Annotated in this window: 26 protein-coding genes and 3 tRNA genes; 21 read left to right on the top strand and 8 right to left on the bottom strand. The window is 60.6% G+C overall.

Features of this window, described 5'->3' with window-relative positions; all coding sequences use genetic code 11:
- Positions 1 to 119: 119 nt before the first annotated feature.
- From GKO01_RS05245 to GKO01_RS05265, 5 genes are all read left to right on the top strand, one after another.
- Positions 120 to 788, top strand: a complete 669-nt coding sequence (locus GKO01_RS05245; RefSeq protein WP_099286073.1) for an energy transducer TonB — start codon at positions 120 to 122, stop codon at positions 786 to 788.
- A gap of 139 nt (positions 789 to 927) precedes the next feature.
- Positions 928 to 2,034, top strand: coding sequence for a MotA/TolQ/ExbB proton channel family protein (locus GKO01_RS05250; protein WP_099286134.1), 1,107 nt, complete (start codon positions 928 to 930; stop codon positions 2,032 to 2,034).
- A 4-nt stretch (positions 2,035 to 2,038) separates the two neighbouring features.
- The gene (locus tag GKO01_RS05255; RefSeq protein ID WP_062028222.1) at positions 2,039 to 2,464 is read left to right on the top strand and encodes an ExbD/TolR family protein; all 426 of its coding nucleotides are present in this window, start codon (positions 2,039 to 2,041) and stop codon (positions 2,462 to 2,464) included.
- Between the two features lie 72 nt (positions 2,465 to 2,536).
- Positions 2,537 to 2,971: an ExbD/TolR family protein gene (locus tag GKO01_RS05260; protein WP_099286074.1), complete on the top strand. Its 435-nt coding sequence runs from the start codon at positions 2,537 to 2,539 to the stop codon at positions 2,969 to 2,971.
- 3 nt (positions 2,972 to 2,974) lie between these two features.
- The gene (locus GKO01_RS05265) at positions 2,975 to 4,216 is read left to right on the top strand and encodes a tetratricopeptide repeat protein (protein WP_099286075.1); all 1,242 of its coding nucleotides are present in this window, start codon (positions 2,975 to 2,977) and stop codon (positions 4,214 to 4,216) included.
- Between the two features lie 50 nt (positions 4,217 to 4,266).
- Here GKO01_RS05265 and flgH read toward each other — a convergent pair whose 3' ends face one another.
- Positions 4,267 to 5,013 (bottom strand): flagellar basal body L-ring protein FlgH, encoded by a 747-nt coding sequence (gene flgH, locus GKO01_RS05270; RefSeq protein ID WP_099286076.1) that lies wholly within the window; start codon positions 5,011 to 5,013, stop codon positions 4,267 to 4,269.
- Positions 5,014 to 5,202: 189 nt separating this feature from the next.
- On the opposite strand from flgH, the gene GKO01_RS05280 reads away from it, so the two are divergent.
- Genes GKO01_RS05280 through GKO01_RS05290 form a run of 3 tightly spaced genes read left to right on the top strand, consistent with a single transcriptional unit; the run spans position 5,203 to position 7,780 of the window.
- The gene (locus tag GKO01_RS05280; protein ID WP_244901338.1) at positions 5,203 to 6,213 is read left to right on the top strand and encodes an NAD-dependent epimerase/dehydratase family protein; all 1,011 of its coding nucleotides are present in this window, start codon (positions 5,203 to 5,205) and stop codon (positions 6,211 to 6,213) included.
- Positions 6,214 to 6,269: 56 nt separating this feature from the next.
- Positions 6,270 to 6,449: a DUF4089 domain-containing protein gene (locus tag GKO01_RS05285; RefSeq protein ID WP_077804017.1), complete on the top strand. Its 180-nt coding sequence runs from the start codon at positions 6,270 to 6,272 to the stop codon at positions 6,447 to 6,449.
- Positions 6,446 to 7,780, top strand: coding sequence for an AtzE family amidohydrolase (locus tag GKO01_RS05290; RefSeq protein ID WP_099286078.1), 1,335 nt, complete (start codon positions 6,446 to 6,448; stop codon positions 7,778 to 7,780). The genes GKO01_RS05285 and GKO01_RS05290 overlap by 4 nt, the downstream gene beginning before the upstream one ends.
- Before the next feature lies 1 nt (position 7,781).
- Here GKO01_RS05290 and GKO01_RS05295 read toward each other — a convergent pair whose 3' ends face one another.
- Genes GKO01_RS05295 through GKO01_RS05305 form a run of 3 tightly spaced genes read right to left on the bottom strand, consistent with a single transcriptional unit; the run spans position 7,782 to position 11,525 of the window.
- Positions 7,782 to 9,044 carry a cation:dicarboxylate symporter family transporter gene (locus GKO01_RS05295; protein WP_099286079.1) on the bottom strand — a complete coding sequence of 421 codons (1,263 nt, stop codon included), beginning with the start codon at positions 9,042 to 9,044 and terminating at the stop codon, positions 7,782 to 7,784.
- Positions 9,038 to 10,630, bottom strand: a complete 1,593-nt coding sequence (locus tag GKO01_RS05300; RefSeq protein ID WP_174694239.1) for a gamma-glutamyltransferase family protein — start codon at positions 10,628 to 10,630, stop codon at positions 9,038 to 9,040. Before GKO01_RS05300 ends, GKO01_RS05295 begins: the two co-directional genes overlap by 7 nt.
- A gap of 10 nt (positions 10,631 to 10,640) precedes the next feature.
- Complete coding sequence (locus GKO01_RS05305) at positions 10,641 to 11,525, bottom strand: LysR family transcriptional regulator (RefSeq protein WP_099286080.1); 885 nt, start codon at positions 11,523 to 11,525, stop codon at positions 10,641 to 10,643.
- A gap of 102 nt (positions 11,526 to 11,627) precedes the next feature.
- Between GKO01_RS05305 and GKO01_RS05310 the strand changes: the two genes are divergently transcribed.
- From GKO01_RS05310 to GKO01_RS05340, 7 genes are all read left to right on the top strand, one after another.
- Positions 11,628 to 12,863, top strand: coding sequence for an allantoate amidohydrolase (locus GKO01_RS05310; RefSeq protein ID WP_099286081.1), 1,236 nt, complete (start codon positions 11,628 to 11,630; stop codon positions 12,861 to 12,863).
- Positions 12,860 to 14,092 carry a pyridoxal-phosphate-dependent aminotransferase family protein gene (locus tag GKO01_RS05315; protein ID WP_099286082.1) on the top strand — a complete coding sequence of 411 codons (1,233 nt, stop codon included), beginning with the start codon at positions 12,860 to 12,862 and terminating at the stop codon, positions 14,090 to 14,092. The genes GKO01_RS05310 and GKO01_RS05315 overlap by 4 nt, the downstream gene beginning before the upstream one ends.
- Before the next feature lie 122 nt (positions 14,093 to 14,214).
- A complete protein-coding gene (locus tag GKO01_RS05320; RefSeq protein ID WP_099286083.1) occupies positions 14,215 to 15,141 on the top strand; it encodes a 2-hydroxyacid dehydrogenase in 927 nt (308 codons plus the stop codon).
- Between the two features lie 79 nt (positions 15,142 to 15,220).
- Positions 15,221 to 15,296 (top strand) — tRNA-Thr (locus tag GKO01_RS05325).
- A gap of 234 nt (positions 15,297 to 15,530) precedes the next feature.
- Positions 15,531 to 17,012 carry a paraquat-inducible protein A gene (locus GKO01_RS05330; protein ID WP_099286084.1) on the top strand — a complete coding sequence of 494 codons (1,482 nt, stop codon included), beginning with the start codon at positions 15,531 to 15,533 and terminating at the stop codon, positions 17,010 to 17,012.
- Complete coding sequence (locus GKO01_RS05335) at positions 17,009 to 18,691, top strand: PqiB family protein (protein WP_099286085.1); 1,683 nt, start codon at positions 17,009 to 17,011, stop codon at positions 18,689 to 18,691. The genes GKO01_RS05330 and GKO01_RS05335 overlap by 4 nt, the downstream gene beginning before the upstream one ends.
- Before the next feature lie 3 nt (positions 18,692 to 18,694).
- Complete coding sequence (locus GKO01_RS05340; protein WP_099286086.1) at positions 18,695 to 19,312, top strand: PqiC family protein; 618 nt, start codon at positions 18,695 to 18,697, stop codon at positions 19,310 to 19,312.
- Between the two features lie 84 nt (positions 19,313 to 19,396).
- On the opposite strand, the gene nusG is transcribed toward GKO01_RS05340, so the two are convergent.
- The 3 genes from nusG to GKO01_RS05355 form a co-directional block, all read right to left on the bottom strand.
- A complete protein-coding gene (gene nusG / locus GKO01_RS05345) occupies positions 19,397 to 19,927 on the bottom strand; it encodes a transcription termination/antitermination protein NusG (RefSeq protein ID WP_099286087.1) in 531 nt (176 codons plus the stop codon).
- Between the two features lie 9 nt (positions 19,928 to 19,936).
- Entirely contained in the window at positions 19,937 to 20,191 is a 255-nt protein-coding gene (gene secE, locus GKO01_RS16075) for a preprotein translocase subunit SecE (protein ID WP_228121365.1), read from the bottom strand.
- Between the two features lie 62 nt (positions 20,192 to 20,253).
- Positions 20,254 to 20,330 (bottom strand) — tRNA-Trp (locus tag GKO01_RS05355).
- 169 nt (positions 20,331 to 20,499) lie between these two features.
- On the opposite strand from GKO01_RS05355, the gene GKO01_RS05360 reads away from it, so the two are divergent.
- A tRNA-Gly gene (locus GKO01_RS05360) sits at positions 20,500 to 20,573 on the top strand.
- A gap of 27 nt (positions 20,574 to 20,600) precedes the next feature.
- Here GKO01_RS05360 and GKO01_RS05365 read toward each other — a convergent pair.
- Positions 20,601 to 21,137: a cupin domain-containing protein gene (locus GKO01_RS05365; protein ID WP_099286088.1), complete on the bottom strand. Its 537-nt coding sequence runs from the start codon at positions 21,135 to 21,137 to the stop codon at positions 20,601 to 20,603.
- 330 nt (positions 21,138 to 21,467) lie between these two features.
- Here GKO01_RS05365 and atpH point away from each other — a divergent pair, with 330 nt between their 5' ends.
- Genes atpH through atpC form a run of 5 tightly spaced genes read left to right on the top strand, consistent with a single transcriptional unit; the run spans position 21,468 to position 26,382 of the window.
- Positions 21,468 to 22,040 (top strand): ATP synthase F1 subunit delta, encoded by a 573-nt coding sequence (atpH, locus tag GKO01_RS05375; RefSeq protein WP_099286090.1) that lies wholly within the window; start codon positions 21,468 to 21,470, stop codon positions 22,038 to 22,040.
- The gene (gene atpA / locus GKO01_RS05380) at positions 22,040 to 23,575 is read left to right on the top strand and encodes a F0F1 ATP synthase subunit alpha (RefSeq protein ID WP_062028188.1); all 1,536 of its coding nucleotides are present in this window, start codon (positions 22,040 to 22,042) and stop codon (positions 23,573 to 23,575) included. Before atpH ends, atpA begins: the two co-directional genes overlap by 1 nt.
- Before the next feature lie 9 nt (positions 23,576 to 23,584).
- The gene (locus GKO01_RS05385; RefSeq protein WP_099286091.1) at positions 23,585 to 24,475 is read left to right on the top strand and encodes a F0F1 ATP synthase subunit gamma; all 891 of its coding nucleotides are present in this window, start codon (positions 23,585 to 23,587) and stop codon (positions 24,473 to 24,475) included.
- 22 nt (positions 24,476 to 24,497) lie between these two features.
- Positions 24,498 to 25,961 carry a F0F1 ATP synthase subunit beta gene (gene atpD, locus GKO01_RS05390; protein ID WP_099286092.1) on the top strand — a complete coding sequence of 488 codons (1,464 nt, stop codon included), beginning with the start codon at positions 24,498 to 24,500 and terminating at the stop codon, positions 25,959 to 25,961.
- Positions 25,962 to 25,965: 4 nt separating this feature from the next.
- The gene (gene atpC, locus GKO01_RS05395) at positions 25,966 to 26,382 is read left to right on the top strand and encodes an ATP synthase F1 subunit epsilon (RefSeq protein WP_099286093.1); all 417 of its coding nucleotides are present in this window, start codon (positions 25,966 to 25,968) and stop codon (positions 26,380 to 26,382) included.
- Positions 26,383 to 26,733 lie beyond the last annotated feature (351 nt).

The following is a 26,733-nucleotide window of genomic DNA, read 5'->3' on the forward strand; positions in this document are numbered from 1 at the left end:
ATGACGTATTTGTTATGCGGTTGCAGTGGGAAAGCCTGATGGCAACACAGAAATCGGGACACCGCACCCGGCAGATGTGAATGAATGCCGGTGTCAGTGAGGGGTAAGAAGGTTTCGACATGAAGAGCTACGCCGCACAGCAGCGCAAGCCGACAGACTACATTGTCGCGATCGTCGTGGCCGTGCTGGCTATGGGCGCTGTGATCTATGCGCTTATGAGTGGTGCTGTGAGCAAGCTGGTCCAGGAAAAGCCGCCTATTAAGACGGAAGTGATCAAGGAACAGCCCAAGCCACCGCCGCCGCCACCGCCGCCGCCGCCGCCGCAGATGGAGCAGCCGCCGCCGCCGTATATTCCGCCGCCCAAGATCTCCGTGCCGCCGCCGCCCAAGGCGATCCAGCGTGTTACGCACGCCAAGCCGCCGCATCCGGTGCCGCCCAGCCCGACTCCGTCGCCAGAGCCCGTTCCGGCTCCGCCGCAGGGTCCGCCGGCTGACGCAGTCCCTGATCACTCGGCTGGTGCACGACCGATCAATGGCGCACAGGCAGTTTATCCGGATGAAGCTATGGAAGAAAACCGCGAGGGTCATGTGACGGCTTCGTGTGATATTCTTCCGACAGGCAAGACGGCAAACTGTACCATTGTAAGTTCAAGCGGTGGTCATGAGTTCGTGGAAAGTGCGCTCGACTTCCTTCGTCGTGCCCGTTACCAGCCCGCTGTTGTCAACGGCGCTCCGGTAACAGAGCATCACCACGTTCTGCACATCGACTTTACGATGGGCGACGACTGATTCTTTCGACTGCCGTCAAACAGAATTGCTCCGTCAGGATTTCAAAGCCTGACGGAGCTCAGAAAAGGGCCGGTCTCCATATGGCCGACACCCCATTAAAGCTCCGAAAACGGGCATCGATAACGAGGATATGGAGTTCATGACCAGACTGTTCCGCCTTCCTGCCCTTGCCGTTCCGACGAAGGCGCGTGCCGTCAGGGCCAGCGCGCTGGCCCTGACGCTGGCCCTGGCTTCCGGTGCAGTTGCACCGGCCGTCGCTTTCGCCCAGCCGGCTCCTGCCGACCAGAGCGCTCCTGCAGCCGCTCCGGTTGACCCCTCTTCCAACCCGGCAACCCCGACGACGTCCGCCGATCCGGCTGGCGCTCCTGCTGCAGCCGCTCCGAACGATCCGGGCGCTCCGGCTGCTCCTGCTGCTGCTCCGGCTGACAGTGCCGCTCCGGCAACGGCTCCTGCCGACCAGTCTCCCGCAGCGGCTGCAACGCCGGGCGAGAGCGCAACCGCGACGCCGGAAGCTCCTGCTCCGCAGGGTAACCCGTATGGCCTCGGCGCTCTGTGGGCCAATGGTGATGCGATTGCCCGTGGCGTTCTGATCATCATGGTGATCATGTCCGCTGGCACCTGGATCATCATGGTCATGAAATTCCTGGAGCAGGGCCGTCTGTTCGCGGCATCCAAGGAAGCTGCCCGCGAGTTCTGGACCAAGCCGTCCGTTCAGCAGGGTGCTGCTGCCCTGAAGGCGTCTTCTCCGTTCCGCTACATCGCAGAAACGGGCATCGTTGCCGCCGAGCACCACGAAGGCTCCATGCGTGACTCGATCGACCTGCCGTCCTGGACCGAAATGTCCATCTCGCGCTCGGTCGACACCATCAACACCCGTATGCAGGGCGGCCTCGCCTTCCTTGGTACGGTGGGTTCCACGTCGCCGTTCGTCGGTCTGTTCGGTACGGTCTGGGGTATCTATCACGCCCTGACGGCCATCGGTATCTCCGGTCAGGCGTCCATCGACAAGGTTGCAGGCCCGGTTGGTGAGTCTCTCATCATGACGGCTATCGGTCTTGCTACCGCTGTTCCGGCCGTGCTGGGTTACAACCTGCTCGTTCGTCGCAACAAGGGTGCCATGGATCGCGTTCGCAACTTCGCGGCCGACATCCAGTCCGTCCTGATCGGCGGCTTCCGTCACGGCGTCAGCCCGGAACAGGGCAGCATGGCCGTTCCGACCACCATCACCACCAGCGAGCGGATCTGATCCTATGGGAATGAACGTCGGAGGAGGCGGCGGTGACGACGAGGTGGTGTCGGCAATCAACACCACCCCCCTCGTCGACGTCATGCTGGTGCTGCTGATCATCTTTCTGATCACCATCCCGGTCGCCACACACTCGGTGAAGGTCAAGCTGCCGGTCGATGCGAATACGCCTACCCAGACCAGGAAGGGCAACATCGTTCTGGCAGTGAATTCAAACGGTCAGGTGTTCTGGGACACGACGCCGGTTGCGAACCACACTGATCTGCTGAACCGTCTCGTCGAGGTGGCAAAGCAGAAGCCACAGCCGCAGATCCAGATCCGCGGTGATCAGGCTGCCAAGTATCTGGCAGTCGGCCAGGTGGTCGCGACCTGCCAGGAAGCTGGTATCGCCCACGTGGACTTCATTACCGAGCAGCCTCACTCGAACTGAGGTCGTGTCGGGCCGTTCTGGATAGAACGGCTCGACAAAGCTTTCACGTCACCTTTTTGGAGAACCGCCGTCATGGGCATGAGCGTCGGATCTGACAGCACGCACGAAGACGAAGGCATTGTCGATATCAACACCACGCCGTTGATCGACGTGATGCTGGTGCTGCTGATCATGCTGATCATCACCATTCCGCTTCAGACACACTCGGTGGCGATCGATCTGCCTCAGGGCAATCCTCCCCCATCGACCGAACAACCCAAACTCGTGACCGTCAGCATCGGCTACGACAACAGTATTTCCTGGAACAACGAGCCGATTACGTCCGAGGCGTCTCTTCAGGCTCATTTTCAGGCCGCTGCCGCAATGCCGGACCAGCCTGAAATGCATATCCACCCGGATCGTCTTGCGGACTACAAGACCGTGGCCCATGTTATGGCAGACGCACAGCGTCTTGGTATGACCAAGCTTGGAATTGTTGGTCTGGATCAGTTCATGGAAGGACAGTAATTCGTGTCTTTGTCCCTTTACCGCCGTCTGAGCGCCCGTAATCTTCTGCTGGCCGGTGTCTTTGGTATCGCCGCGTTTGCTGGCTCCGCCCATGCCGATGACGTTCTCGGTCAGGCTGTTGGCAAGGATCTGCAGCAGGCCCAGAGTGCTTTGGCATCCAAAAATTATGCCAAGGCCATGGAAGCCGTCGATGCCGCAGACGCGGTCAAGGGCAAGACCGATTACGAAACCTACACCACGGCCCAGATGCGCGCCGCGATCGCCGCACAGTCCGGGAACACGGACGCCGCGATCAAGGCCTATGACGTTCTGATCAACAGTTCGCGTACGCCGAAGGCCGCGAAGGGCCAGATGCTGATGGCACAGGCCACCATGGCCTACAGTGCCAAGCAGTACGCCCGCGCCATTCCGGCGACCGAGCGTTATCTGAAGGAATATGGCGCCGACCCGCGCATGCAGACCATGCTGATCCAGTGCTACTATCTGCAGCAGGACTGGAAAGGTACGGCCAAGGCCGCGCAGGAGCAGGTGGACGCCACGATCAAGGCTGGCAAGGTTCCGGCCGAAAATCAGCTTCAGATGCTGGCCACGGCCTATACGAACCTGAAGGATGCGGACGCCAAGACGCATGCTTATGTTCTGCTGGCCAAGTATTATTCGAAGCCTGATTACTGGTCGATGCTGATCCATGATCTGGTCGCGAATCCGAACCTTTCGCCGCCGCTCATTTTCTATGTCGAGCGCCTGCGTCTGGCGACGGGTGTGCTGAAGGATCCGTCTGATTATCAGGACATGGCCGAGCGTGCAGTGCAGATGGGCCTGCCCCAGCTTGCGTTGAACCTGTTGAATCAAGGCTATGCGAATCACTCGCTTGGTAACGGCCCCACCGCCGCGGCCGATGCGAAGTTCCATGCGTTCGTTGCCCAGCAGGCTGCTACTAACCGCAGCCAGCTTGCTGCTGCTGTGACGCAGGCGGCTTCTGCACCGAATGCAGGTCCGGCTCTGACCGCAGGCTATAATCAGGTGCTGAACGGGCAGGTTGATGCTGGTCTGGCCCTGATGAAGACGGGCCTGACGAAGAATCCGCGTTACCCCGATCTGGCTCAGGTCGAATATGGTATGGCGCAGATGGATGGTGGTCAGAAGGCCGAAGCCATCAAGACTTTTGAAGCTGTTTCCGGTAACGGAGCGGCTCGTGATGTGGCGGAACTCTGGTCTCTGCTGCTTTCGCGTCCTGCGAAGTAAGACAGTCTTTCGACTTAAAAAAAGCCGGGGTTTCCCCGGCTTTTTTTTGTTCAGAACGGCAGGACCGTGTCCATGAACTGCTGTCCGTAGCGCGGTGTCTGAAGCTGCGTGAGGGTTCCGCGTCCACCGTAGGAGATCCGTGCTTCGGCCATCCGGTCATGCGTGACTGTATTATCCGCCGTGATGTCCTGAGGGCGGACAATACCGCTCACGCCCAGTTCGCGCAGTTCACTGTTGACCCGGACTTCCTGTTTGCCCATCACGACAAAATTGCCGTTGGGCAGGACCTGAGTGATGGTTCCGGCCAAACGCAGGGTTATAGTTTCGTTGCGCGCGATTTTTCCTGTTGCGCTGGAATCGCTGCTGCTGGCGGTATTCAGGCTGTCTGCACCGGTGATCGCACTGATGATCTTGCCTTTGATGCCGAACAGATTGGGAATGCCGAACTTCTCGTCAGCGGCCCTGTCAGCCGTTGTCCCGTTGTTGAAAGCGGCGTTGTCGGTGATGTCCACAATGATCGTGACGAGATCCCCGACCTGAGAGGCCCGCTGGTCTTTGAAAAACGCCTTGCTTCCGGATCGCCATAGACTGGCCGCTTCGTCAGGAGGCGGCTGAAGGGGAGGCATTGGCATGCTGACCGGACGATAGGAGGCGGCCAACGTCGGATTGGTGATGGAGGTCATGCGGGGTGGCCGTCCGATTTCGGACATCTGGGCGAGAGAATTGCAGGCTGACAGGACAGGCAAAAGGCCAAGCAGCCCCAGAGTACGCACAGAATGTCGAAAAGGATGCCGCATGGGGAAGTTGAGATCCGTCAGTTCCGTATGGTCTCAAGCAAACACGATAGCGGTAAAAAACCTGTTAAGACGCACGGATTGTCGCGCATCAAACAGGCTTGATGGACACGGATCGTCCGCCACAGGGGGCGTGCATTCGATGCGGTCTTGCCCTGTTCGCGGATGTGGCCGAAAAGAGTCCGGTCTTGGATGGCATTTGGTCAGTCTGGGCCATTCTGCCGGGAGAACGTCCCATGTCGACTGTTTCTGTCTTTGCTGTTGCGGGTCGTTCGTTCGCTCATGGCTCCTGACATGGGGTTGCGGATTCTGCTGACGGGCGGGCAGGGATTTGTCGGGCAGCATCTCAAGACTCGGCTTCTGGCCCGTCTGCCGGGGCATGTGCTGCTGGAAGATTCGATGGATATCCGGGATCGGGCTGCCGTCGAGCGTTTTGTCCGCAGCGAAAAGCCCGATGCCTGTCTGCATCTGGCTGCCGTCTCGTCTGCTGCCCGTGCCGAGGCTGAGGAGGCATGGACTGTCAATCTGGACGGAACGCTCATTCTCGCCGAGACTTTTGAGGCTTATGCCCCACAGGCCAGTTTTGTGTTCGTCTCTACGGCCGAGATCTATGGCGCGAGTTTCTCGTCAGGGCAGCCGCTCGATGAAACAGCCGTTATTGCGCCGGTCAATGCCTATGCGTCCAGCAAGGCGGCGGCGGATTTGGCGATAGGCAATCTGAGTCAGGAGGGGTTGCACGGCGTGCGCCTGCGCTCCTTTACGCAGGCCGGAACGGCGCAGGATGAAGCGGCGATTCTGCCGTTTCTTGCGGCGCAGGTGGCGCGGATTGAGGCTGGCCGGCAGGCTCCGGTCGTTACCGTTCGCCAATTGGATGCCGGGTTTGATGTCACTGATGTGCGCGATGCATGTGATGCCTATATCGCGGCGCTCGTTGCGCCCCGTCCGCTTCCCAATGGCACCGTCCTGAACATCTGCTCCGGCGTGACGCGGACCGTCCGTTCGATGGCGGAGGATCTTTTGAACGTTGCGGGCGTTTCGGCGACGCTCAGGGAAGACCCGACGCTTGCTTCGCCGTCCGGTCTGGCGTCCATGCAGGGTAATCCGGCGGCGGCGCGTGAGGCACTGGACTGGTCCGCACGGACTCCGTGGAGCGAGACTTTGATCACGGTTCTCAATGACTGGCGTTATCGCATCACACTCTGAAAGCCCGTAATGCAATCGACAAAGACCATTTTCTTCGCAAAACCGGAGTTCGTACGATGACAGATCCCCATGACACTGAAATCACGGTGCTCGCCACCGCGAACGGGCTGGTCATTCCGGTCGAATTTCATGCAGGCGTGCGGAGCAATCTCGATCTTTTGCGCAGCTATGGGGCGCTGATCGAAGGATTGGAACTGCCTGATCGCCTCGAACCTGCATTCCGGTACGAGCCATGAGCGGCCTTCAGCAGCGCACCGTCACGCTCGCCGCCAGCGTTCGCAAGGGCGAGATTTCCGCCCGAGAACTCGCGCTGAAGGTTCTGGCCGATATCGAAAGCCGGGACGGAGCCTATGGCTGTGTAACGCGCCTTCTGATGCAGCGTGCGCTGGAAGCGGCCGATCGGGTGGACCGTCTGGTGCTTCAGGGGCAGGACCCCGGACCGCTCGCGGGTGTGCCTTTCGGCATCAAGGATCTGTTCGATGTCCGCGGAGAGATTACGACGGCGGGGTCCAAGGTCCTCGCCAATGATCCGCCTGCCACGCAGGATGCGGTTCTGGTCGCGCATATGATCGCGGCCGGGGCCATTCCCGTTGCCCTGACGAATATGGACGAATTCGCCTACGGGTTCGCCACGATCAACGCGCATTACGGCAAGACCCGCAATCCCCATGCGCCGGACCGCCTGGCGGGAGGCTCCTCGGGCGGGTCGGCGGCGGGTGTGGCGGCGCGGATGTTTTCCATCGGGCTGGGGTCCGATACGAATGGCTCGATCCGCGTTCCGTCCTCGCTCTGCGGTATCTGGGGGCTGCGGGCGACGCAGGGGCTTCTGTCGACCGAGGGTAGTTACCCGTTCGTACCGAGTCTCGATACGGTCGGGCCGTTTGCGGACAGTGCAGCTGGGCTGAAGGCCTGTTTCGAGGCTCTCAGCGCCAAGGCGCTTCCGGCTGTGGAGGTGGGCAGCCTGCGGATTGCCCGGCTTGGCGGTTGGTTCAGTGAAAACATGTCTCCTCCGATGCAGACGGCTATCGACAGGCTGTCGATGGCGTTGGGGGCGACGGATGTGGTCGAACTGCCGGAGGTGGCGCGGGCGCGGGCGGCGGCTTTTGTTATCAGTGCGTCTGAAGGGGCGGGGCAGCATGTCGGGCGGCTGCGGACACGGGCCGCGGACTATGATCCCGCCGTGCGTGACCGCCTGCTGGCCGGTGCGCTTCTGCCCTCCACGCTCGTTTTTCAGGCACATCGTCTGCGGCACTGGTTTCGGGACCAGATGCACGAGGTATTTGCAAAGACTGACATCCTGCTGGCCCCGGCGCTTGTCGGGGAAGCGCCGCGCTTCGATCAGCCAGAGATCGAAATCGGCGGGAAGATGGTCTCCGCCCGTGCCAATCTGGGGTTGTATACGCAGCCGCTGACGCTGGTTGGATTCCCGGTTCTGACGGTTCCGATGAAGGTTCCGGGTCTGCCGCTCGGCGCGCAGCTCATCGCGCGTCCGGGGCGGGAAGACCAGCTTTTCGCATTGGCGGAAAAGCTGGAAGCGGACGGGCTGGCTGAAGCCCGTCTGGTCTGACTCAGGGCTGTTTCAGCGCTTCGGCCATTCTTGCGTGGTCGAGGCGTTTTTCCCACGCAGCGATCAGGACCGGTGCCACGCAGTTTCCGGCGAAATTACCCACAGCCCGGGCGATTCCTACGAACCAGTCTACGGCCAGAAGCATCACCAGACTTCCGGGTGGAATGGAGGGAACGCTGGCTAATGTCGCCGCCAGAACGACGATTGCAAAACCCGGAATGCCGTGCGCGCCTTTGGACGTGATCAGGGCGGTCACCAGCAGGGTTGCGATCTGCCAGAATGTCAGATGCGTCTCGGTGGCATTGGCCAGAAAAATGACGGCCAGACCCAGATAGATCGACAGCGCATCCAGATTGAGCGAATAGCCCGCAGGCACAACGATTCCGACGACCTGACGCTCAACGCCCAGCTTTTCGAGCTTGGTCATAAGGCTGGGCAGAACCGCATCGGACGCCGTGGTGGTGGCGACGATCAGCAGCTCTTCACGGAAATATCTTGCAAATCGCAAAGGGTTTACGCCTGCGAGCCGAAGGCCGCCGCCAAGCGCGCAGACGACAAATGCGCTGACCAGCAGGAAATACAGGACTGTAAATCCGGCCAGATGCCCGATCGTTCCGAGGCCATATCGTGCCGTCGTCGTCACCATTGCTCCGAAGACGCCGAGTGGAGCCACGCGGATGATGAGGCCCATCATGCGTGAAAACAGGTCGGACACGCTTTCGATCAGTCGGACCAGCGGCAGGCCCCGGTCTCCCATGCCGCTCAGGCAGCATCCGACAAGAATCGCGAAGACCAGAATCTGAAGGACATTGCCCTGCGCAAACGCATCGGCCGGGGTGTGGGGGACGAGCGAGAGCAGAAATCCGCTAAAGCCTTCCGCACGCAAATTCTGGGCATGGCCGCCATAGGAGGCGATCATCCGCGCGTCGCTCGCTGTGGGGACGAAGCCCACGCCCTGTCCGATTCCTAACCCCATCGCCACCATGACCGCCACGACAAGCGCCACTGTGGTCATGAGTTCGAAATAGAGCATCGCGCATCCGCCAAGCCGCCCCATCGTCTTGAGGGAGCCTGCGCCCAGAATGCCGAGCGTTACGATGCAGAACAGCAGTGGGCCAACCGCCATGATGATGAGGCGCATGAACAGTGCTGTCATCCAGCCCACGTCATCCGCAAGGAAAGGAAAGAACAGTCCGGCGCCAAGCCCCAGAACGGTCGCCAGAACGACCTGTGCGAACAGGCTTTCCGCAAAAGACTTCACCATGCTGCGACGGCTCCGTCGCTCCGTGGGTCAGTTGCGCCTTCGAGCCGTCCGTTTTCATGACGGACCAGCGCACCGGCGTGACCCATGATGATGGACTGGTGTTCAAGCGCTTCGACGACATGCCCTGCTGTTTCGAGCTGCGACATCACATCCGGGCTGAAGCCCGGCTCCACCTTGAGCGACAGGCTCTCTTCCCCCCATGTTCGTCCCAGCAGCCAGCGCGGACGACGGATGGCTTCCTGAAGGGGAACGCCGTGGCGGACGTGACGGCTGAAGACTGCGGCCTGTGTCTGGGGTTGCCCCTCGCCGCCCATGGTGCCGTACACCATCGTCCGTCCGTCGCGGAGTCGGGCCGCAGCCGGATTGAGCGTATGAAACGGTTTGGCGCCGGGGCGCAGGATGTTCCAGCCCGAATGGGCCAGACGGAAGGACGAGCCCCGGTTCTGCCAGAACAGCCCGCTCTGCGGCAGCATCACGCCGGAGCCAAATTCGAAATACAGGCTCTGGATCATGCTGACGGCCACGCCATTGCGATCGATAGCGCCCATCCATGTTGTGTCGCCCCACTGCGTCTGTTCCGTCCAAGGCATGGCATGAGTCATGGACATCCGGGCTGTCATCGCCTCCAGCCGTGCCGGGTCGGCGAGGAGGCTCCGCGCCAGTGCCTCGGAATGCTCGCTGCCATCCGTGTGTCTGTTGCGATAAAGAAACGACTGTTTGGTCGCCTCGACCAGCCCGTGGATGTGCGAAAAGCTCTCCGGCCCGTCGTCGCGGCTCAGATGATCCGAGAGCGCAAGGATTAGAAGCGATGCCACGCCCTGTGTGGGAGGCGCGGTGTTGTAGAGAGTGCCATCGCTCGTCTGGGCCTGAAGCGGTTCCTTGACCTCCGCCCGATGGGCCAGAAGATCCAGCGACCGGACCGGGCTGCCCGCCGCCGCCAGATCCGCCGCCAGACTGCGGGCGAGCGGGCCGTTATAGAAGCTCCGCAAGCCGTCCCGGTTCAGCATCCGCAGCGTTTGCGCCAGTTCCGGGGATTTGCGGATGCTTCCTGCTGTCCAGGGTTTGCCTTCGGGGAAGCAGATCCGCGCCAGTGTCGGATCCGACATCAGTTCATGCTGTTTCTGTGCGAGCAGGGCGCCCTCGCTTTCGGAAACCACGCGGCCATGCTCGGCGTAATGGATGGCGTCGCGAAGCAGACGGTCCAGTGGCAGGGGATCGCGCAGTTCGGCGCTCAGTTCCAGCGCGGTTTCCCAGCCCGAGACCGTGCCCGCAACCGTATTGGCCGCAAGCCCGCCGCGCCAAGGAATGACGGTGTGCCCGGCTTCGGTATAGATTGTGTGTTCGGCGCCCATCGCCAGCGCTCCGCAGGCGTCAATGGCCACGGTACGGCCGTCCGGATGGCAGATCAGCCAGAACGCATCGCCGCCCAGCCCCGTCATGTGCGGATACACCACGGCCAGCGTGGATGCCGTGGCGACGACGGCCTCAATGGCCGTACCCCCGTCGCGCAGGACATCCAGCCCCGCCTGACTGGCCAGATGGTGCGGCGACGTCACCATTCCGCCAAGAGCGTTGGGTGTGAGCATGGTCTTGTCCTTAAAGAGGAATGAGTTCGGGCTGAAGGCGCGGGACATGCGCGCACAGCGTCCGGATCAGCAGGTCTTCGGGGCCCTGCGCGGTTTGATGGCGGGTGGAGGCGATGAATTCCACCTGAGGCATGTCCGGCAGAAGGCCCGGCGCGCAATGCGGCAGATGCTCCACGTTTCGCAGAAAAGCAGGCTGAGGGGTGACGCCATATCCTGCGCGGACAGCGGCCAGAAGTGCCCCGAGACTGCCGCTGGTAAAGGCCAGATGCCACGCCCTTCCGCTCTTGTTAAGCGTCTCGATCGCCAGTCTGCGTGTTACGCTGCCATCGGGAAATGTGACGAGCGGAATGGACTGTTCTGCCGGAAATTCGGTGCCTGCGGGCGCGTACCAGCGCATGTCCTCGGTCCAGAGTTTCTGGCCGCGCGTCTCGCTTGTGCGTCGCATCCCGCACCAGACATCCAGTTCCCCCTGTTCCAGCAGGTTTGCCAGATGCGCCGACAGCCCCACGGTCAGCGTGATCTGGAGGGAGGGGTGGGAGGCGCGGAATGTGCCGAGAATTTCGGGAAAGCGCGTCAGGAGCAAGTCTTCCGTCACGCCCAGCCGGATCGTCCCGCGCGGCGCGTCCTGCCGGAAGCGGGACAGGATGCTGTCCTCGCATTGCAGAAGCTGTCGGGCCAGACCGATCAGCGCCATGCCGTCTGCGGTCAGACGCACGCTTTTGGTGCTGCGGGCCAGCAAGCGCGTGCCAAGCTGTTCCTCCAGCCTGCTGACATGCTGGCTGATGGTGGACTGACTCACTCCCTGGCTCTGCGCGGCTGACGTGAAATGCAGCGTCTCCGCGACGGCGAGAAAGGATTGCAGATGGAACGGATCGAGATGTATCTGATCTTTCATGCCAATATGTGGGACTATATTTATTGGCGGGTCAACTTGATCTGATTCCGTTATGAGCGCAAAGTTCCCCTGCTTGACCAATCATCCCAGACAGGAGCCATCATGACAGCCCACGGAGCCCGCGCCGTCGAGCGGTGCCGTATTCTCGCGGATGGTCCCTTCAGCGAGACGCCGGGTAGTCTGTTCCGATTCTGGCTTGGCCCCGCCTATCAGCGCACCCTCACACAGGTCGCAGAATGGATGGAAGAGGCTGGTCTCAGCACCCGTCTGGATGCCGCCGGGAGCCTTGTTGGTCGTTACGAGGGTCTTGTGTCCGGCGCTCCGGCCCTGATGATCGGTTCGCATCTTGATACCGTCCGCAATGGCGGTGCGTTTGATGGCAATCTGGGCGTCATGCTGGGGATCGAGCTTGTCTCCGCCCTGAAGGAAGAAGGCACTCGCCTGCCATTCGCCATCGAGGTCATGGGGTTCGGAGATGAAGAGGGGTCGCGTTTTGCCGCGCCCATGATTTGTTCCCGTGCCATGGCCGGGCTGATTGAATCCATTCCCGAAGGCATGACGGATGCGTCCGGCGTCACCATGGCCGAAGCCATGACCCGCTATGGTCTCGACCCCGCCCGCCTGAGCGAAGCCGCCCGTCGTCCGGGCGAACTGATTGCTTATATCGAGCCTCATATCGAACAGGGCCCGGCGATCGAAAGCGTGGACGGAGAAATCGGCGTCGTTACCGCCATTGCCGCCCAGACCCGTCAGCGCGTCACCGTCACCGGCCAGTCCGACCATGCGGGCACGACGCCCATGACCATGCGTCAGGACGCCCTGACGGCGGTGGCTGAAATGATTCTTGCCGTTGAACGCCATGGCGGGGCCGGCGGGGCCACGCAGGTTGCCACGGTTGGACAGGTCGAGGTTGTACCAAATACCTCGAACGTTATTCCGGGCGAAGTCCGCTTCTCGCTGGACATGCGGGCTGAAACCGACGTGGCGCGGGACGAGTTGGTGGACGCCATTCGCACGGATCTGCGCGCCATTGTCGCCAGCCGGGGTGTTGGCATTACGTTCGACACGCCGCAGATCCTGCCTGCTGCTGCCTGTGCGTCCGAACTGGTGGATCGTCTGGCGCGGGCCGTGACGACCGTGACCGGCCGTCCGGCGCAGCGCGTTCTCAGTGGTGCTGGGCATGATGCCATGGCCATGGTCGATCTGTGCCCGATGGGTATGCTCTTCATCCGCAGCCCAGGCGGCCTCAGCCATCATCCCGATGAAACCGTTCGTGTGGGAGACGTTGAGCTCGCCCACCGCGCCCTGCTTGCCTTCGTCAAGGAGTTCCAGTCATGAGCCAGCCCTCAACTTACGCACAGCTTGATCCGCCGTCCCGTCTGCTGATGGGCGCAGGCCCGACCAACGTCCATCCGCGCATCCTGCGTGCCATGTCCTATGACGTGATTGGCCAGATGGACCCGGAAATGACCGCTTATATGGACGAGGTCATGGCCCTGTATCGCGAGGTTTTCCGCACGAAGAACCACTGGACGCTGCTTGTGAACGGCTCGGCCCGGTCGGCTATTGAAGCCGCTCTGGTGTCGCTGGTCTCGCCGGGCATGAAGGTCGTCATTCCGCGTTTTGGTCGTTTTGGCCTGCTGTTGACGGAAATCGTTCATCGCTGTGGCGGTATCTCGTGTACGGTGGATGTGGAGTGGGGAGAGGTCGTCGATCCGGCCCGCATCGAAGCCGCCATCATTGAGCACAAGCCCGGTCTGGTCGCCTGTGTGCATGGCGACACGTCCACCACGACCGCCCAGCCGCTCGAAGAAATCGGCCGGATCTGCCGCAAGCATGACTTGCTGTTTTATGTGGACGCCACGGCGACCCTTGGCGGCATGACGTTCGAGACTGATGCCTGGAACATCGACGTTGCCACGGCAGGACTTCAGAAATGCCTGAACGGCCCTCCGGGTTCCGCGCCGATCACGCTGTCGGATCGTGCCGTCGCCGCCATTCTTAAGCGCCGTCACGATGAAGCCGGGATTGCCACCGGTCAGGAACAGGGGAGCGGTCCGGTCATCCAGTCGAACTATTTCGATTTGGCGATGCTGATGAATTACTGGTCTCCGGCCCGGATGAACCATCATACCGAAGCGACCTCCATGCTCTACGCCGCGCGCGAGACGGCACGTCTGGTCGTGGAAGAGGGCGTGGAGGCCCGTGTTGCGCGCCATGTCAGGGCAGGGCGCGCCATGGTTGCCGGGCTGCGGGCCATGGGGCTGAAGGTCTATGGCGACGATACCACCCGCATGAGCAATGTCACCGGCGTCTGGGTGCCGGACGGCGTGGACAATGCCCGCATCCGCGAACTGATGCGAGACGATTTCGGGATCGAGATCGTCTCGTCCTTCGGCCCGCTGACCGGGAAAATCTGGCGCATCGGGGCGATGGGTCTCAACGCGCGCAAGGACAAAGTGCTCCTTACGCTGGCCGCGCTCGATTCTGTTCTGGCCGGCGAGGGCGTTACGCTGAATCGTGGTGCGGGCGTGGATGCCGCCCGTGCTGCCTGGGATGCGGCCTGATCGATTAAAGTGGGTGTAGGGGCCAAGGCTCCTGCACCTACACAAATGGGTGTGTGGGCTTGATCCAGGCTCCGCACAGCGCGAGCATCTCCAGAAACATTTCCCGCCGGAGAATACCCAGAATGTCGCTCGTCTTTCATCATACGCCCGAACGTGCCGCAGTCTGGCGAGAGAAATTCGCTCATGCCCGGCCGGACATTCCGTTTCATGTCTGGCCTGAAACCGGCCCGAAAGAAGATGTCCGCTATCTTGCGGCCTGGCAGACGCCGGACGATCTCGGCACGCTTTTTCCCAATCTGGAAGTTCTGTTCTCGCTGGGCGCGGGGATTGATCAGCTTAATCTGGCCAATATTCCCCCCGGCGTGCAGATCATCCGCATGGTGGAGAACAGTCTGGTTGAGGGCATGATTGAATATGTTCTGTGGGCGGTATTTTCCTTCCATCGGGACATGTTCCGCTACGCGCGCCAGCAACGCGAACATGTCTGGAACGGTTCGCACAACCGGCCTGCGAGGCTCTACCGCGTTGGCGTCATGGGGATGGGAGAACTGGGCAGCCCGGTTCTGGAGAAGCTCGTCGCCCTCGGATATGAATGCCGGGGCTGGAGCCGCAGCCGCCGGGAAGTCGCGGGCGTGACATCCTTTGCCGGAGAAGCGGAGCTGGGCGATTTTCTGGCGCAGACCGACATTCTGGTCTGCCTCGTCCCGCTCACGGAAGCGACACGCGGCATCCTCAACCGTGACCTGTTTGAAAAACTGCCGAAAGGTGCGTGCCTCATCAATTGCGGTCGCGGCGGTCATCTGGTGCAGGACGATCTGATCCCCGCGCTCGATAGCGGACAACTGTCACAGGCGGTTCTCGACGTCGCCACGCCCGAACCGCTGCCGCCCGAACATCCGTTCTGGGATCATCCGCGCATTTTTCTGACCCCCCATATCGCCAGTGCCGCGCAGTCGGACAGCGCGGCCGAGGTCGTTCTGGCCAATCTGCGCCGCTACGAAGCGGGCGAGTCCATGACCGGCGTTATCGACACAGGACGAGGTTACTGAAGATGCGGGCCGGTTTTTGCATTTTCCGGCTTGCCAACCCTCAAGGGCTCGGTTAGAACGCGCCCACCTTGATGGGTGCGCCGGTGTAGCTCAGCTGGTAGAGCACGTCATTCGTAATGATGGGGTCGGGAGTTCGAATCTCTTCACCGGCACCATCAAGGTCTTTCTGAAAATCCGACTATGATGTTCCGTGTCCCGTCTGTTGGATACGGCAGAGGCTCATATTTTGGATCTTCACATTTTTTCAAAACATTGCCGATAAAATCCGCGTCCTCTGGGCAATCCACTCCTGATGGGACTACGGTGAAGGTCGATATCCCGATGAAGAGGACGACCCGGAGGAGGGCGGACTGTCAAAAGACGGCTCCCTGCGCTAGGTTAGGAGTCCGATGTCTGACCGTTTCCATAAACGGCTGTGGCGCAACGCCGTCAGCTTTTCCCGCAGTCAGGAGCCCCATGCCTCCATCCATGCGGTGGAAGGTCTGCGCGAATGTCCGACCTGCGGCCTTTTCCAGCATGTTCCGCGCCTCAAGCCCGGCCATCTGGCGGAGTGTCTGCGGTGTGGCTGTCAGCTCGCTCGCCGTCGTAAAACATCGCTGATCGGCGCTCCGGCGGCTTTCTGCATCACGTCCGCCGCGCTCTACGCAACACTTCTCATCAGCTCTCTTATGACGCTGAACGTTTATGGGCGCGAAAATACCGTCTCTCTCATGAGCGGCCCGATCGAACTCGGGCATCAGGGTTATGGCGCAATCGGCGTTCTTGTTGCGCTGGTGACGGTCCTGATGCCCGGAGTCATTATCGCCCTGATGGCGGCCATCCTGTATGGAGCCTCCCGCCCGCAAATGCCGGACTGGACCCCGCGTCTGCTCACCTGGTACGACCGCCTGCGCGGCTGGTCGATGGTGGAAGTCTATGTTCTCGGCGTGCTCGTGGCCTACACCAAGCTCGTTGATCTTGCGCTCGTCATTCTTCAGCCCGGCGTTTATCTTCTGGGGGGGCTGATGCTGAGTATGGCCGCCGTGGATTCGACGTTCGATGCCGAACGGATCTGGCGCAGCCGCGATATCAGCCCCACGCTGGACGATCATCAGGGCAACCTCCTGAGTGTCGCGCATCTGGACGCCCGCAATGGCGTTATCCCGCCTGTTAAAAACATGCTTTCCTGCCATGCCTGCGATCTGGTTCTGGCGTTTGATCACACCGTGCCGCAGGAGCAGGACATGGGCGACTGCCCCCGCTGCGGACAGATCCTGCGCCGCCGCAAGCCGCAGAGCCTCATTTCGGCCACCTGCCTTCTGGTGGCGGGTGTCGTGTTCTATCTGCCGGCCAATCTGCTGCCGGTCATGACCTACACCAAGGTGGGGCAGGGCGCGCCCAGCACCATTATTAGCGGTGTGATCGAGTTGTGGCAGGCGGGGATGGTCCCGTTATCGCTGCTGGTGCTGTTCGCCAGTATCACGGTGCCGGTCCTCAAGATCGTCGCCCTGACCATCATGATCATCGGCACCCGGTTCCGCTCCCGCTGGCATTTGCGGAATCTCTCGAAGCTGTACCGGCTCGTCGTCATCATCGGTCGCTGGTCGATGATCGACGTTTTCATGATTTCCATCCTCGTCGCCGTCGTGCATTTTGGCTTTCTCGCCAATGTCACGGCCGATCCGGGGATGGTGTGCTTTGCTCTGGTTGTGATTCTGACTATTTTCGCGGCAGAGCTTTTCGATCCCCGCGGCATGTGGGATGCAGCCGGTCTCAACGATGCGGTTGCGGATCCTGTAGCAGATAGTTCTGCTGAGGCAGAGTTCCCGCCTGCGTCTGCTGCGATTTCGCCTTCTTCTGACTCAAACGACATGGAGCCTGAACGCGCGTGAGCGATTCCCGAAACAACCGGGGGGAGCAGCCGGTCTCGCCCAAGGAAGCCCCGGTGCGCCGCACCCGCTTCTCTCTTATTCTGCTGATTCCGGTGGTGGCCATTCTCATCGCTGGGTGGTTGGCGTGGGAGCATTTCGCCACGCGCGGCCCCGAGATCACCATCACGTTTGAAACGGCGGATGGCCTCACACCCGGTCAGACTCAGGTGAAGAACAAGGCCGTGACGCTCGGCACTGTGCAGGACATTACTCTGAGCGAAGACATGCAGCATGTTGACGTGACGGTGCAGATGAATGCCAACAGCGCTCATATCCTTACCGACCACACCCGTTTCTGGGTTGTGCGTCCGCGGATCAATGGCGCGAGCATTACCGGCCTCGATACGCTGTTCTCCGGAGCCTATATCGCTCTGGATCCCGGTACGGATGACGGCCACTACCAGAAGTTCTTCAAAGGACTGGAATCGCCGCCCGGCGTTCGCTCGGACCAGCCGGGTGAGACGTTCTGGCTGGTGTCTCCCTCGCTGGGTTCGCTTGGTCCGGGGTCGCCGGTCTTCTTCCGCGATCTTCAGGTGGGTGAAGTACTCGGTTACACGATGCCGCCGGGTGGCAGAGGGCCAATCGTGATTCAGGCCTTCGTCAAAGCGCCCTATGATCACTATCTACGGACGGACAGCCGTTTCTGGAACGTCTCTGGCGTTCAGGTCGGTCTCGGTGCGGGAGGGCTTAAAGTGCAGCTCAAATCGCTTCAGGCCCTGTTTTCTGGCGGGATTGCGTTCGGCTTGCCCGAGCAGCGCCTTGCCATCGACCTGCCCACTGCCCCCGCCAATTCCGTTTTCAAGCTCTATGCCAGCGAAGCCGATGCCGATAACGCCCGCTATCACAAGCGTCTGCGGGTCGTGACTTACATCAACTCCTCCGTCAAAGGTCTGACGAACGGCAGTCAGGTGACGATGTTCGGTCTTCAGATTGGTACGGTCACGGATGTTCGCCTCCGCCTCGAAGGCCCGACGAAGTTGCCCCGTGTCCGCGTGGATATGGAGCTTGAGCCTGAGCGTATGCTGTCGAACTGGGATGAGCGAATCGAGAACAGCAAGGATGCGCCCGTCGAGAAATATCTTCAGGCTTTCGTGGCTGAAGGGATGCGCGCCTCGGTTCAGAGCGCCAGCTTCCTGACTGGCGAATCGATGATCGCCCTGCAATTCGTCAAGAGCGCGCCTGTCACTACTCTGACTTATGAAGGTGATGTTGCTGTTCTCCCTAGTCAGGCTGGCGGCATGGACGGGATTATGGAATCCGTCTCCACCATCACTGACAAGATTGCGGCAATGCCGCTGACTGAAATCGGTGGGCATGTGAATGATCTTCTGGCGCATGCGGATGGTCGTTTGAACAGTCCTGAAGTTACGCAGTCTCTCGCGGCCCTGCGCGATTCGCTTCAGAACCTGAACAAGCTGACGAAAACCGCTAACCAGAAGCTGCCGGAACTGATGAAGAGCCTTCAGAGCACGCTGAACAGTGCGCAATCGGTTCTGGGCGCTTACGGCGGTGATACAGATTTCCACCGCAGCCTTCAGGGCATGATCGTCCAGCTGACCCAGATGTCACGTTCCCTGCGTTTCCTCACGGATTATCTGGATCACCACCCCTCTGCTCTCATTACCGGCCGCAGGAACTGAGCCATGACACAGTCTTCGACGCCCCGCTTTCGTCTCCTATCCCTGATGGGTGCTCTGGGGATGAGTGGCTTTCTTGCAGCCTGCAGCAGCGACCCGACGCTGTATACGCTTGCACCCGTACCGGGAGTGGCGCAGGCGGGCGGCCCTGTCGTGGTCGAGGTCCGGACGCCCGTTGTTAGCGCACGGCTGGATCGTGACACGATTGTCCGAGCCAATGAGGATTACCAGACGCATCTTGCCACCGGCACAAGCTGGAGCGAGCCGCTTTCGGATATGGTCGGTCAGACGCTGACAAGTGATCTGGCCCAGCGTCTGCCGGGCACGACTGTTTTTGCCGAGAATGATGCGGTGAACACGACACCGTTAGCTTATGTCGAACTGACCGTTCGTAATTTCGAAGCCGATTCGGCAGGACATGCGCTCGTGACGGGCACGCTGTCAGTTCACCCGGCAGAAAAGATGATTGGCCCTGTGCTGACATCGCCTGTTGTCTGGCAGTCGCAGGATGCGGTGGTATCCAGCACGACGAAACTGACTGCAGCCCTGAGTCAGGGAGTTGCCGCGATTGCCGACCAGGCTGCTGAAAAGCTCCGTCTTCTTCCGTCCCCCGTCACGAACTGATGGGGTTCAGCAGAAGGCAGAAACAAAAAAAGGCTCCCGAAATGGGAGCCTTTTTTGTTGGAAAAACCGGCAGAAAGAAAAGCGTCAAAGCTTCTCGACCTGCGTGAAGTCGAGATCCACAGGCGTGGAGCGACCGAAGATGGAAACGCTGACCTTGAGGCGCTGACGCTCGTCGTCGACGTCTTCGATCATGCCACTGAAAGACGTGAACGGACCATCGGCCACACGAATCTGTTCGCCGATCTCGAAAGACAGGCTGGAACGGGGGCGTTCGACGCCTTCCTGAGCCTGTTTCATGATCCGGTCGGCTTCAGCAGCCGTAATAGGGGTCGGACGGTTGCGGGTTCCGAGGAAGCCGGTGACCTTGGGAGTATCTTTGACGAGATGCCAGGCTTCGTCCGTCAGTTCCATTTTGACGAGAACGTAACCCGGGAAAAACTTGCGCTCTGCATTGACCTTACGGCCGCGGCGCATTTCCGTCACGTCTTCGGAGGGAACGAGGATCTGTTCGAAATGGTCCGAAAGGCCCTTCTGAGCCGCCTGTTCCTGAATATGACTCGCGATTTTTTTCTCGAATCCGGAATAGACGTGAACAACATACCAACGCTTCGCCATGGTGCGAACCTAGCCTCCGACGCCAAAAAGTCCGCGGACGCCGAGGCCGATCACCTGGTCCACGATGAAGAAGAAGATGCAGGTCACGGTTACCATGGCCAGCACGGCACCTGACGTGATCAGGGTGTTGCGACGGGTCGGCCACGTAACACGCTTGGCTTCGGCGCGGACGTCACGGACGTAAGCGACCAGATTGAAGCCGGATCCGCTCTTTTGAGGCGCTGGTTTGCGCGACTCGTCTTTCCGGGTACTGACCGACACCATCGTCCTCGAATCAAGTGAAAATCCCGTTCCCGGTGTCGGGGAGGACATCCGGCGAAAAGGAGTGGCAGGGGCGGAGGGTCTCGAACTCTCAACCTCCGGTTTTGGAGACCGGCGCTCTAGCCAATTGAGCTACACCCCTATCGTCGAGCAGGGCGTTTTGCAACGTCATGCCAGCGACAGTGGCCGCAAAAGAGAATGTTCAGGAGTAAAAGTCAAGTGCCCCAAACATCTTTGTTGTGGAATTTCCATTTTGGATTTTCCCCCTTGCGGGTTCGACGCTAGGTGGAGTAAGGACACTCCCAATCCGAGCGGGCGTAGCATAGTGGTAATGCAGTAGCCTTCCAAGCTTCTTAGGAGGGTTCGATTCCCTTCGCCCGCTCCAGATTTCCAGAAAATTCAGTTCCTGTTCTCACTGCCATTGGCAGGGAGTATGCGATGGTGTTGCGTCTCCGAACTGGAGAACCTGAAGTGCTACGGCCGCATCGCCGACATTTCCGGACAGATGGCCCTTGGGGTCTGAGCCGTGAGCAACCGGCGCCACGTCCTCGCTGAGCAGGATATCTCCCGGATTCAGTTCGACGCTGGTCCCGTCCATGGCCTTGACGAAATAGATTCCCGAAAGCGGCACGATCCACTGCACCCGATGACTTTCGCTCCATCCTCCCTTCCAGTGCGGAGGCTGAACGCGCAGCGTTACGGTTGCCGGTCCGTCATGGGGGCTGCTGAGCATGATTTTGTCGCCATCGGGCGTGAGAGAATCTTCATGGAAGGTCGACATCTTGCATTTGGTCAGGTGCGTGGTTCCCTGCGGATCGGTCCAGTTGTCCCAGTAGGAGATGGTGGGGAAGGAGGGTTTGTCCTCGATGGGGGTCGCATAAGCTGCTGTACCCAGTACGGGGACGGACAGGGCGCCGAGCAGGAGAAAAAGGCGCTTCTGGATAGACATCGAATCTCCATATGTTTTTTGTTGGGGAGGGCGTGACGGGGCAGAAGAAAATCTGCCGGAAAGCCGCTGTGAAACGCCCGTCATGCCAGTTCGGCAGCATAAAACGCAAACCCGCGTCACGATCCTTCAGTCTGAGGGTCCTATTTGCGATCCTCTTGGTTGCGCAGGGCTGGGACAGCGTGCTAGAGGCGGCGCCAAGTGGAGGACCGGGTTTCAGACGAATCCTGCGCAGGGACGTCTATGCCCGGTCCGGACAGTTTTGATGCAAGGGACCGGATAAGCCGGTTCCGGCCGCACTCTGCGGCGGATTTAGTGAGACGGAACACGCGTGTGACGGTGACACAGGTGCCGCAGGTTGGACAGACAGGGGGCTTGGCCCAGCGCTACGCCCGTGCGCTTTATGATCTTGCTTCGGAGCAGGGAACTCTTCCCGACGTTCTGGGTGAAGTGAAGGCGCTGCGTACCGCCATTTCCGAAAGCGACGACCTGCGGAAATTCCTGGCTGACGCCCGGTTGGACATCCGACAGGGTCAGACGGTTTCGAATGTCCTGATGTCGAAGCTCGGCTTTGGAGACGTCCTGCGTCGGTTTGTCGGCGTTATCGCCGATAATCGCCGTCTGCCCGATCTTGCATCCATTCTGGACGGTGTTCTGGCGCTTGATTCCGCCCTGCGTGGCGAAGTCGTGGCCGAAGTCCGCTCCGCACAGCCTCTTAACGACACGCAGCGCAGCCAGCTTCAGGCCCGACTGGCCGAAGCCGGCTACAGCCGCGTGTCCATGACCGAACATACGGACGCTGCCCTCCTTGGTGGCATGACCGTACGGATCGGTTCCACACTCTTTGACACTTCGATCGCCGGGCGCCTGACCCGCCTGCAGAACGCCATGAAGGGAGCCGCGTGATGGATATCCGTCCCGCCGAGATTTCGGACATCCTCAAGCAGCAGATCGCGTCTTTCGACCAGGTCGAGACCGTTTCAGAGACAGGCACGGTCCTGTCCATCGGTGACGGCATCGCCCGCGTCTACGGCCTGAACAACGTCATGGCCGGTGAAATGGTCGAGTTCGAAGGAACCGGCCTCAAGGGCATGGCCCTGAACCTCGAAGCCGACAATGTCGGTGTGGTTCTGTTCGGCGACGGCGATGGCATCCGCGAGGGCGACACAGTCCTGCGTACGAAGTCCGTGGTTGAAGTTCCGGTCGGCAAGGGCCTGCTCGGACGCGTGGTTGACGGTCTGGGCAACCCGATCGACGGCCGTGGTCCGCTGACAGACGTTGAATACCGCCGCGCCGAAGTGAAAGCTCCGGGCATCATGCCGCGCCAGTCGGTCAGCGAGCCGATGCAGACCGGCATCAAGGCGATCGATGCGCTCGTCCCCATCGGACGTGGCCAGCGTGAGCTGATCATCGGTGACCGCCAGACGGGCAAGACCGCGATCCTGATCGACACCATTGTCGCCCAGAAGCCGGTCAATGCCGAAGGTGATCCGAAGAAATCCCTGTACTGCATCTACGTCGCCATCGGCCAGAAGCGCTCCACGGTGGCCAACCTGGTCCGCACGCTGACCGAGCATGGCGCGATGGAATATTCAATCGTTGTGGCCGCTACGGCCTCCGATGCGGCTCCGATGCAGTATCTTGCACCGTACACGGCCTGCGCCATGGGTGAGTACTTCCGTGACAACGGCATGCACGCTCTCGTCTGCTACGACGATCTGTCCAAGCAGGCTGTGGCTTACCGTCAGATGTCCCTGCTGCTGCGTCGTCCGCCGGCACGTGAAGCGTTCCCGGGTGACGTGTTCTACCTGCACTCCCGTCTTCTGGAGCGTGCGGCCAAGATGTCCGACGCCAATGGCGGCGGCTCCCTGACGGCCCTGCCGGTTATCGAGACGCAGGCTGGTGATACGGCTGCCTACATCCCGACCAACGTGATCTCCATCACTGACGGTCAGATCTTCCTTGAGACGGACCTGTTCTACAAGGGCATCCGTCCGGCCGTGAACGTCGGTGGCTCCGTGTCCCGCGTGGGTTCCGCAGCCCAGATCAAGGCGATGAAGCAGGTTGCCGGCAAGATCAAGCTGGAGCTGGCGCAGTATCGTGAAATGGCTGCGTTCTCGCAGTTTGCTTCCGATCTGGATGCCGCAACCCGCAAGCAGCTCGATCGTGGTGCGCGCCTCGTCGAACTGCTGAAGCAGCCCGAGACGTCCCCGCTGCCCGTCGAAGAGCAGGTTGTTGTTCTTTACGCCGGTACGCGTGGCTACGTTGATCCGATCGCCGTGGATAAGGTTGTGGCCTACGAAGCCGCTCTCTTGTCCGAGCTGCGCGGTGCGGGCTCTGACATCCTGACGGCCATTCGCAATGACCGCCAGATCAAGCCGGAGACGGAAGGCAAGCTCAAGGAGCTGCTCGAAGCATTCGGCAAGCGCTTTTCGGCCTGAGGATAGCCCATGGCTTCGCTGAAGGAACTGCGTGGACGGATCACGGGCGTCAAATCGACGCGCAAGATCACGAACGCGATGAAAATGGTCGCAGCCTCCAAGCTGCGACGCGCCCAGATGCAGGCCGAAGCGGCTCGCCCCTATGCCGACGCCATGCGTCGCATGATGGCAGAGCTGGCGACGGCGACCCGGGGTGAGGACGCGACAAGCCTGCCGCGCCTTCTCGCGGGAACGGGCAAGGACCAGACCCATCTCGTGGTGGTGCTGACCTCTGACCGTGGCCTTGCTGGCGGCTTCAACGCCAATATCGTCCGCAGTGCCCGTCAGTTGGTCGATACGCTAGTATCGGAAGGCAAGACGGTTCGTATCCTGCCGGTCGGGCGCAAGGGGGCCGATATCCTCGTGCGTCACTATCCGGACATGATCGTTGATCGTCTGGTCGGAACCGAAGGCAAGGATGTCGGGTTCGACAAGGCTACCGACATCGGAAGCCGGATCGTGACCCTGCTGGAAGCTGGCGATATCGACCGCTGCACGCTGGTCTATAACCGCTTCCTCAATGCCATGACGCAGGTTCCGGTGCAGGCACCTCTGGTTCCGCTCGCGGTTCCCGAGAACGACAATGCCGCTCCAGATGCCGACACGGCCCAGTACGAATTCGAGCCGGACGAGACGACGCTTCTGACGCAGCTTCTGCCGCGCAACCTTCAGGTCCAGATCTTCTCGGCCCTGCTGGAAAGTGCTGCTGGCGAGCAGGGTGCGCGCATGACCGCGATGGACAATGCCAGCCGCAATGCCAGCAAGGCCATCGACCGTCTGTCGCAGAAGTACAATCGTACGCGTCAGGCCAACATCACCAACGATCTGATCGAAATCATCTCCGGCGCAGAAGCCGTTTGAGATCACGCAGGAGACGAATCCGATGTCCGAAACCCTTACCCCTTCTGCCGGAGCTGCCAACAACGTGGTCGGCCGCGTCACTCAGGTGCGTGGTCCCGTCGTGGACGTGCAGTTCGAAGGCGATCTTCCCTTTATCCTGAACGCCCTGCACGTCCAGAACGGCGATCACACGCTGGTTCTGGAAGTTGCACAGGAAATCGGCGAGCGTCAGGTCCGCTGCATCGCCATGGACACGACCGACGGTCTGGTCCGTGGCGCCGAAGTCCGTGACACGGGCACGCAGATCATGGTGCCGGTTGGCCCGGCAACGCTCGGTCGTATCCTGAACGTCGTTGGTGAGCCCATCGACGAGCGTGGCCCGATCAGCAGTGAACTGCGCTTCCCGATCCACCGCCCGGCTCCGGCTTTCGAAGATCAGGCCGCTGCGTCCGAGATCCTCGTGACCGGCATCAAGGTCGTCGATCTGCTCTGCCCGTACCTCAAGGGTGGTAAGATCGGTCTCTTCGGTGGCGCCGGCGTTGGCAAGACGGTCATCATTCAGGAACTCATCAACAATATCGCGAAAGCCCATGGCGGCGTGTCCGTCTTCGCCGGTGTCGGTGAGCGTACCCGTGAGGGTAACGACCTGTATTTCGAAATGCAGGATGCAGGCGTCATCAAGATCGCCGAAGACGGCTCGACCGAAGGTTCCAAGGTTGCGCTGGTCTATGGTCAGATGAACGAGCCGCCGGGAGCCCGTTCGCGCGTCGCCCTGACGGGCCTGTCGCTTGCCGAATACTTCCGTGACGAAGAAGGCCAGGACGTCCTGTTCTTCGTGGACAACATCTTCCGCTTCACGCAGGCCGGTTCTGAAGTTTCCGCACTTCTGGGTCGTATCCCCTCCGCAGTGGGTTACCAGCCGACGTTGGCCACCGAGATGGGCGCCCTGCAGGAGCGTATTACCTCCACGAAGAAGGGCTCGATTACGTCCGTTCAGGCCGTGTATGTCCCGGCTGACGATCTGACCGATCCGGCTCCGGCTGCGACCTTCGCTCATCTTGATGCAACGACGGTTCTGAACCGTTCGATCGCTGAAATGGGCATCTATCCGGCTGTTGATCCGCTGGATTCGACATCCCGTTCGCTCGATCCGAAGATCGTTGGTGAAGAGCACTATCAGGTCGCCCGTCAGGTCCAGCAGACCCTCCAAACCTACAAGGGTCTGCAGGATATTATTGCCATCCTTGGCATGGACGAACTGTCCGAAGACGACAAGAAGATCGTTGGTCGCGCTCGTCGCATCCAGCGCTTCCTGTCTCAGCCGTTCCACGTGGCCGAAGTCTTCACGGGTGCCCCGGGCAAGCTGGTCTCTCTGGAAGATACGATCCGTTCCTTCAAGGCTGTTGTGGCTGGCGAGTACGATCACCTGCCGGAAGGTGCTTTCTACATGGTCGGTGATATCGACGAGGCCATCGCGAAGGCCGAGAAGATGAAGCAGGAGGCCTGATCCGATGCCGCTTCGCATCGAGATTGTCAGCCCGGAAAAGCGCCTTGTCGAACGTGATGTCGACATGGCCGTGGTCCCGGGCATGGAAGGCGATATTGCAGCCATGCCGGACCGCGCACCGCTGATGCTTCAGCTGCGGGGCGGCGTTGTGGCCCTTTATCAGGGTGACAAGATCGTGGACCGTTACTTTGTGACGGGCGGATTCGCCGATATGGGCGCAGATCACTGCACCATTCTGGCCGACTCCGCGCAGCTCATGAGCGAGCTGTCTGTAGACGAGGCGAAGGCCCGTCTGCGGGATCTGGAAAGCCGTTGGGCCGAAATCGGTCCGAACGACGTCGACATGCACGACCAGATCAGCCGCGAGCTTCAGTCGGTTCGCGCTGAACTGGAAGCTGTTCAGGATCGCAGCCCGGCCTGAGACTTCCGTTTAGATCAAATTTGAAAAACCCGCTTCATCGCAAGGTGAAGCGGGTTTTTCTTTGCCATTTCGACAAGATTTTTCATTTCGCAGAAATGCATGCTCCTATGCCTGAAAGACAACGTACTCAAACACCAAGCGTATTGTCTGGGCGTGGAGAGGAGCTCTTGGAAGGTGGGGACATGATTGGCTTACTCTCAGAAGCCTAATGCTTAAGGGTTTATCTCACAGGCAGGAGAGGGTTTTCTCTTCAAGAACGCTGTGTGAGGCGTAAGACGCGATAGGACGCCCCTTGGGGAACCCGAAGATGTTGAACAAGCGCTAAACTGGGTAATTCAAAGAAAATGACTG

It is taken from the genome of Gluconobacter kondonii, assembly GCF_002723995.1.
GTDB classification, from domain to species: Bacteria; Pseudomonadota; Alphaproteobacteria; order Acetobacterales; family Acetobacteraceae; genus Gluconobacter; species Gluconobacter kondonii.

Bases quoted from the DNA above. Each gene is read 5' to 3' on its own strand.
- secE (WP_228121365.1), bottom strand. From the start codon at position 20,191: ATGGTGTCGGTCAGTACCCGGAAAGACGAGTCGCGCAAACCAGCGCCT.
- GKO01_RS05285 (WP_077804017.1), top strand. From the start codon at position 6,270: ATGACAGATCCCCATGACACTGAAATCACGGTGCTCGCCACCGCGAAC.
- GKO01_RS05315 (WP_099286082.1), top strand. From the start codon at position 12,860: ATGAGCCAGCCCTCAACTTACGCACAGCTTGATCCGCCGTCCCGTCTG.
- GKO01_RS05310 (WP_099286081.1), top strand. From the start codon at position 11,628: ATGACAGCCCACGGAGCCCGCGCCGTCGAGCGGTGCCGTATTCTCGCG.
- GKO01_RS05250 (WP_099286134.1), top strand. From the start codon at position 928: ATGACCAGACTGTTCCGCCTTCCTGCCCTTGCCGTTCCGACGAAGGCG.
- GKO01_RS05330 (WP_099286084.1), top strand. From the start codon at position 15,531: ATGTCTGACCGTTTCCATAAACGGCTGTGGCGCAACGCCGTCAGCTTT.
- flgH (WP_099286076.1), bottom strand. From the start codon at position 5,013: ATGCGGCATCCTTTTCGACATTCTGTGCGTACTCTGGGGCTGCTTGGC.
- GKO01_RS05280 (WP_244901338.1), top strand. From the start codon at position 5,203: ATGGCATTTGGTCAGTCTGGGCCATTCTGCCGGGAGAACGTCCCATGT.
- GKO01_RS05290 (WP_099286078.1), top strand. From the start codon at position 6,446: ATGAGCGGCCTTCAGCAGCGCACCGTCACGCTCGCCGCCAGCGTTCGC.
- GKO01_RS05255 (WP_062028222.1), top strand. From the start codon at position 2,039: ATGGGAATGAACGTCGGAGGAGGCGGCGGTGACGACGAGGTGGTGTCG.
- atpA (WP_062028188.1), top strand. From the start codon at position 22,040: ATGGATATCCGTCCCGCCGAGATTTCGGACATCCTCAAGCAGCAGATC.
- GKO01_RS05320 (WP_099286083.1), top strand. From the start codon at position 14,215: ATGTCGCTCGTCTTTCATCATACGCCCGAACGTGCCGCAGTCTGGCGA.
- atpD (WP_099286092.1), top strand. From the start codon at position 24,498: ATGTCCGAAACCCTTACCCCTTCTGCCGGAGCTGCCAACAACGTGGTC.
- nusG (WP_099286087.1), bottom strand. From the start codon at position 19,927: ATGGCGAAGCGTTGGTATGTTGTTCACGTCTATTCCGGATTCGAGAAA.
- GKO01_RS05365 (WP_099286088.1), bottom strand. From the start codon at position 21,137: ATGTCTATCCAGAAGCGCCTTTTTCTCCTGCTCGGCGCCCTGTCCGTC.
- GKO01_RS05260 (WP_099286074.1), top strand. From the start codon at position 2,537: ATGGGCATGAGCGTCGGATCTGACAGCACGCACGAAGACGAAGGCATT.
- atpC (WP_099286093.1), top strand. From the start codon at position 25,966: ATGCCGCTTCGCATCGAGATTGTCAGCCCGGAAAAGCGCCTTGTCGAA.
- GKO01_RS05385 (WP_099286091.1), top strand. From the start codon at position 23,585: ATGGCTTCGCTGAAGGAACTGCGTGGACGGATCACGGGCGTCAAATCG.
- GKO01_RS05295 (WP_099286079.1), bottom strand. From the start codon at position 9,044: ATGGTGAAGTCTTTTGCGGAAAGCCTGTTCGCACAGGTCGTTCTGGCG.
- GKO01_RS05340 (WP_099286086.1), top strand. From the start codon at position 18,695: ATGACACAGTCTTCGACGCCCCGCTTTCGTCTCCTATCCCTGATGGGT.
- GKO01_RS05305 (WP_099286080.1), bottom strand. From the start codon at position 11,525: ATGAAAGATCAGATACATCTCGATCCGTTCCATCTGCAATCCTTTCTC.
- GKO01_RS05300 (WP_174694239.1), bottom strand. From the start codon at position 10,630: ATGCTCACACCCAACGCTCTTGGCGGAATGGTGACGTCGCCGCACCAT.
- GKO01_RS05245 (WP_099286073.1), top strand. From the start codon at position 120: ATGAAGAGCTACGCCGCACAGCAGCGCAAGCCGACAGACTACATTGTC.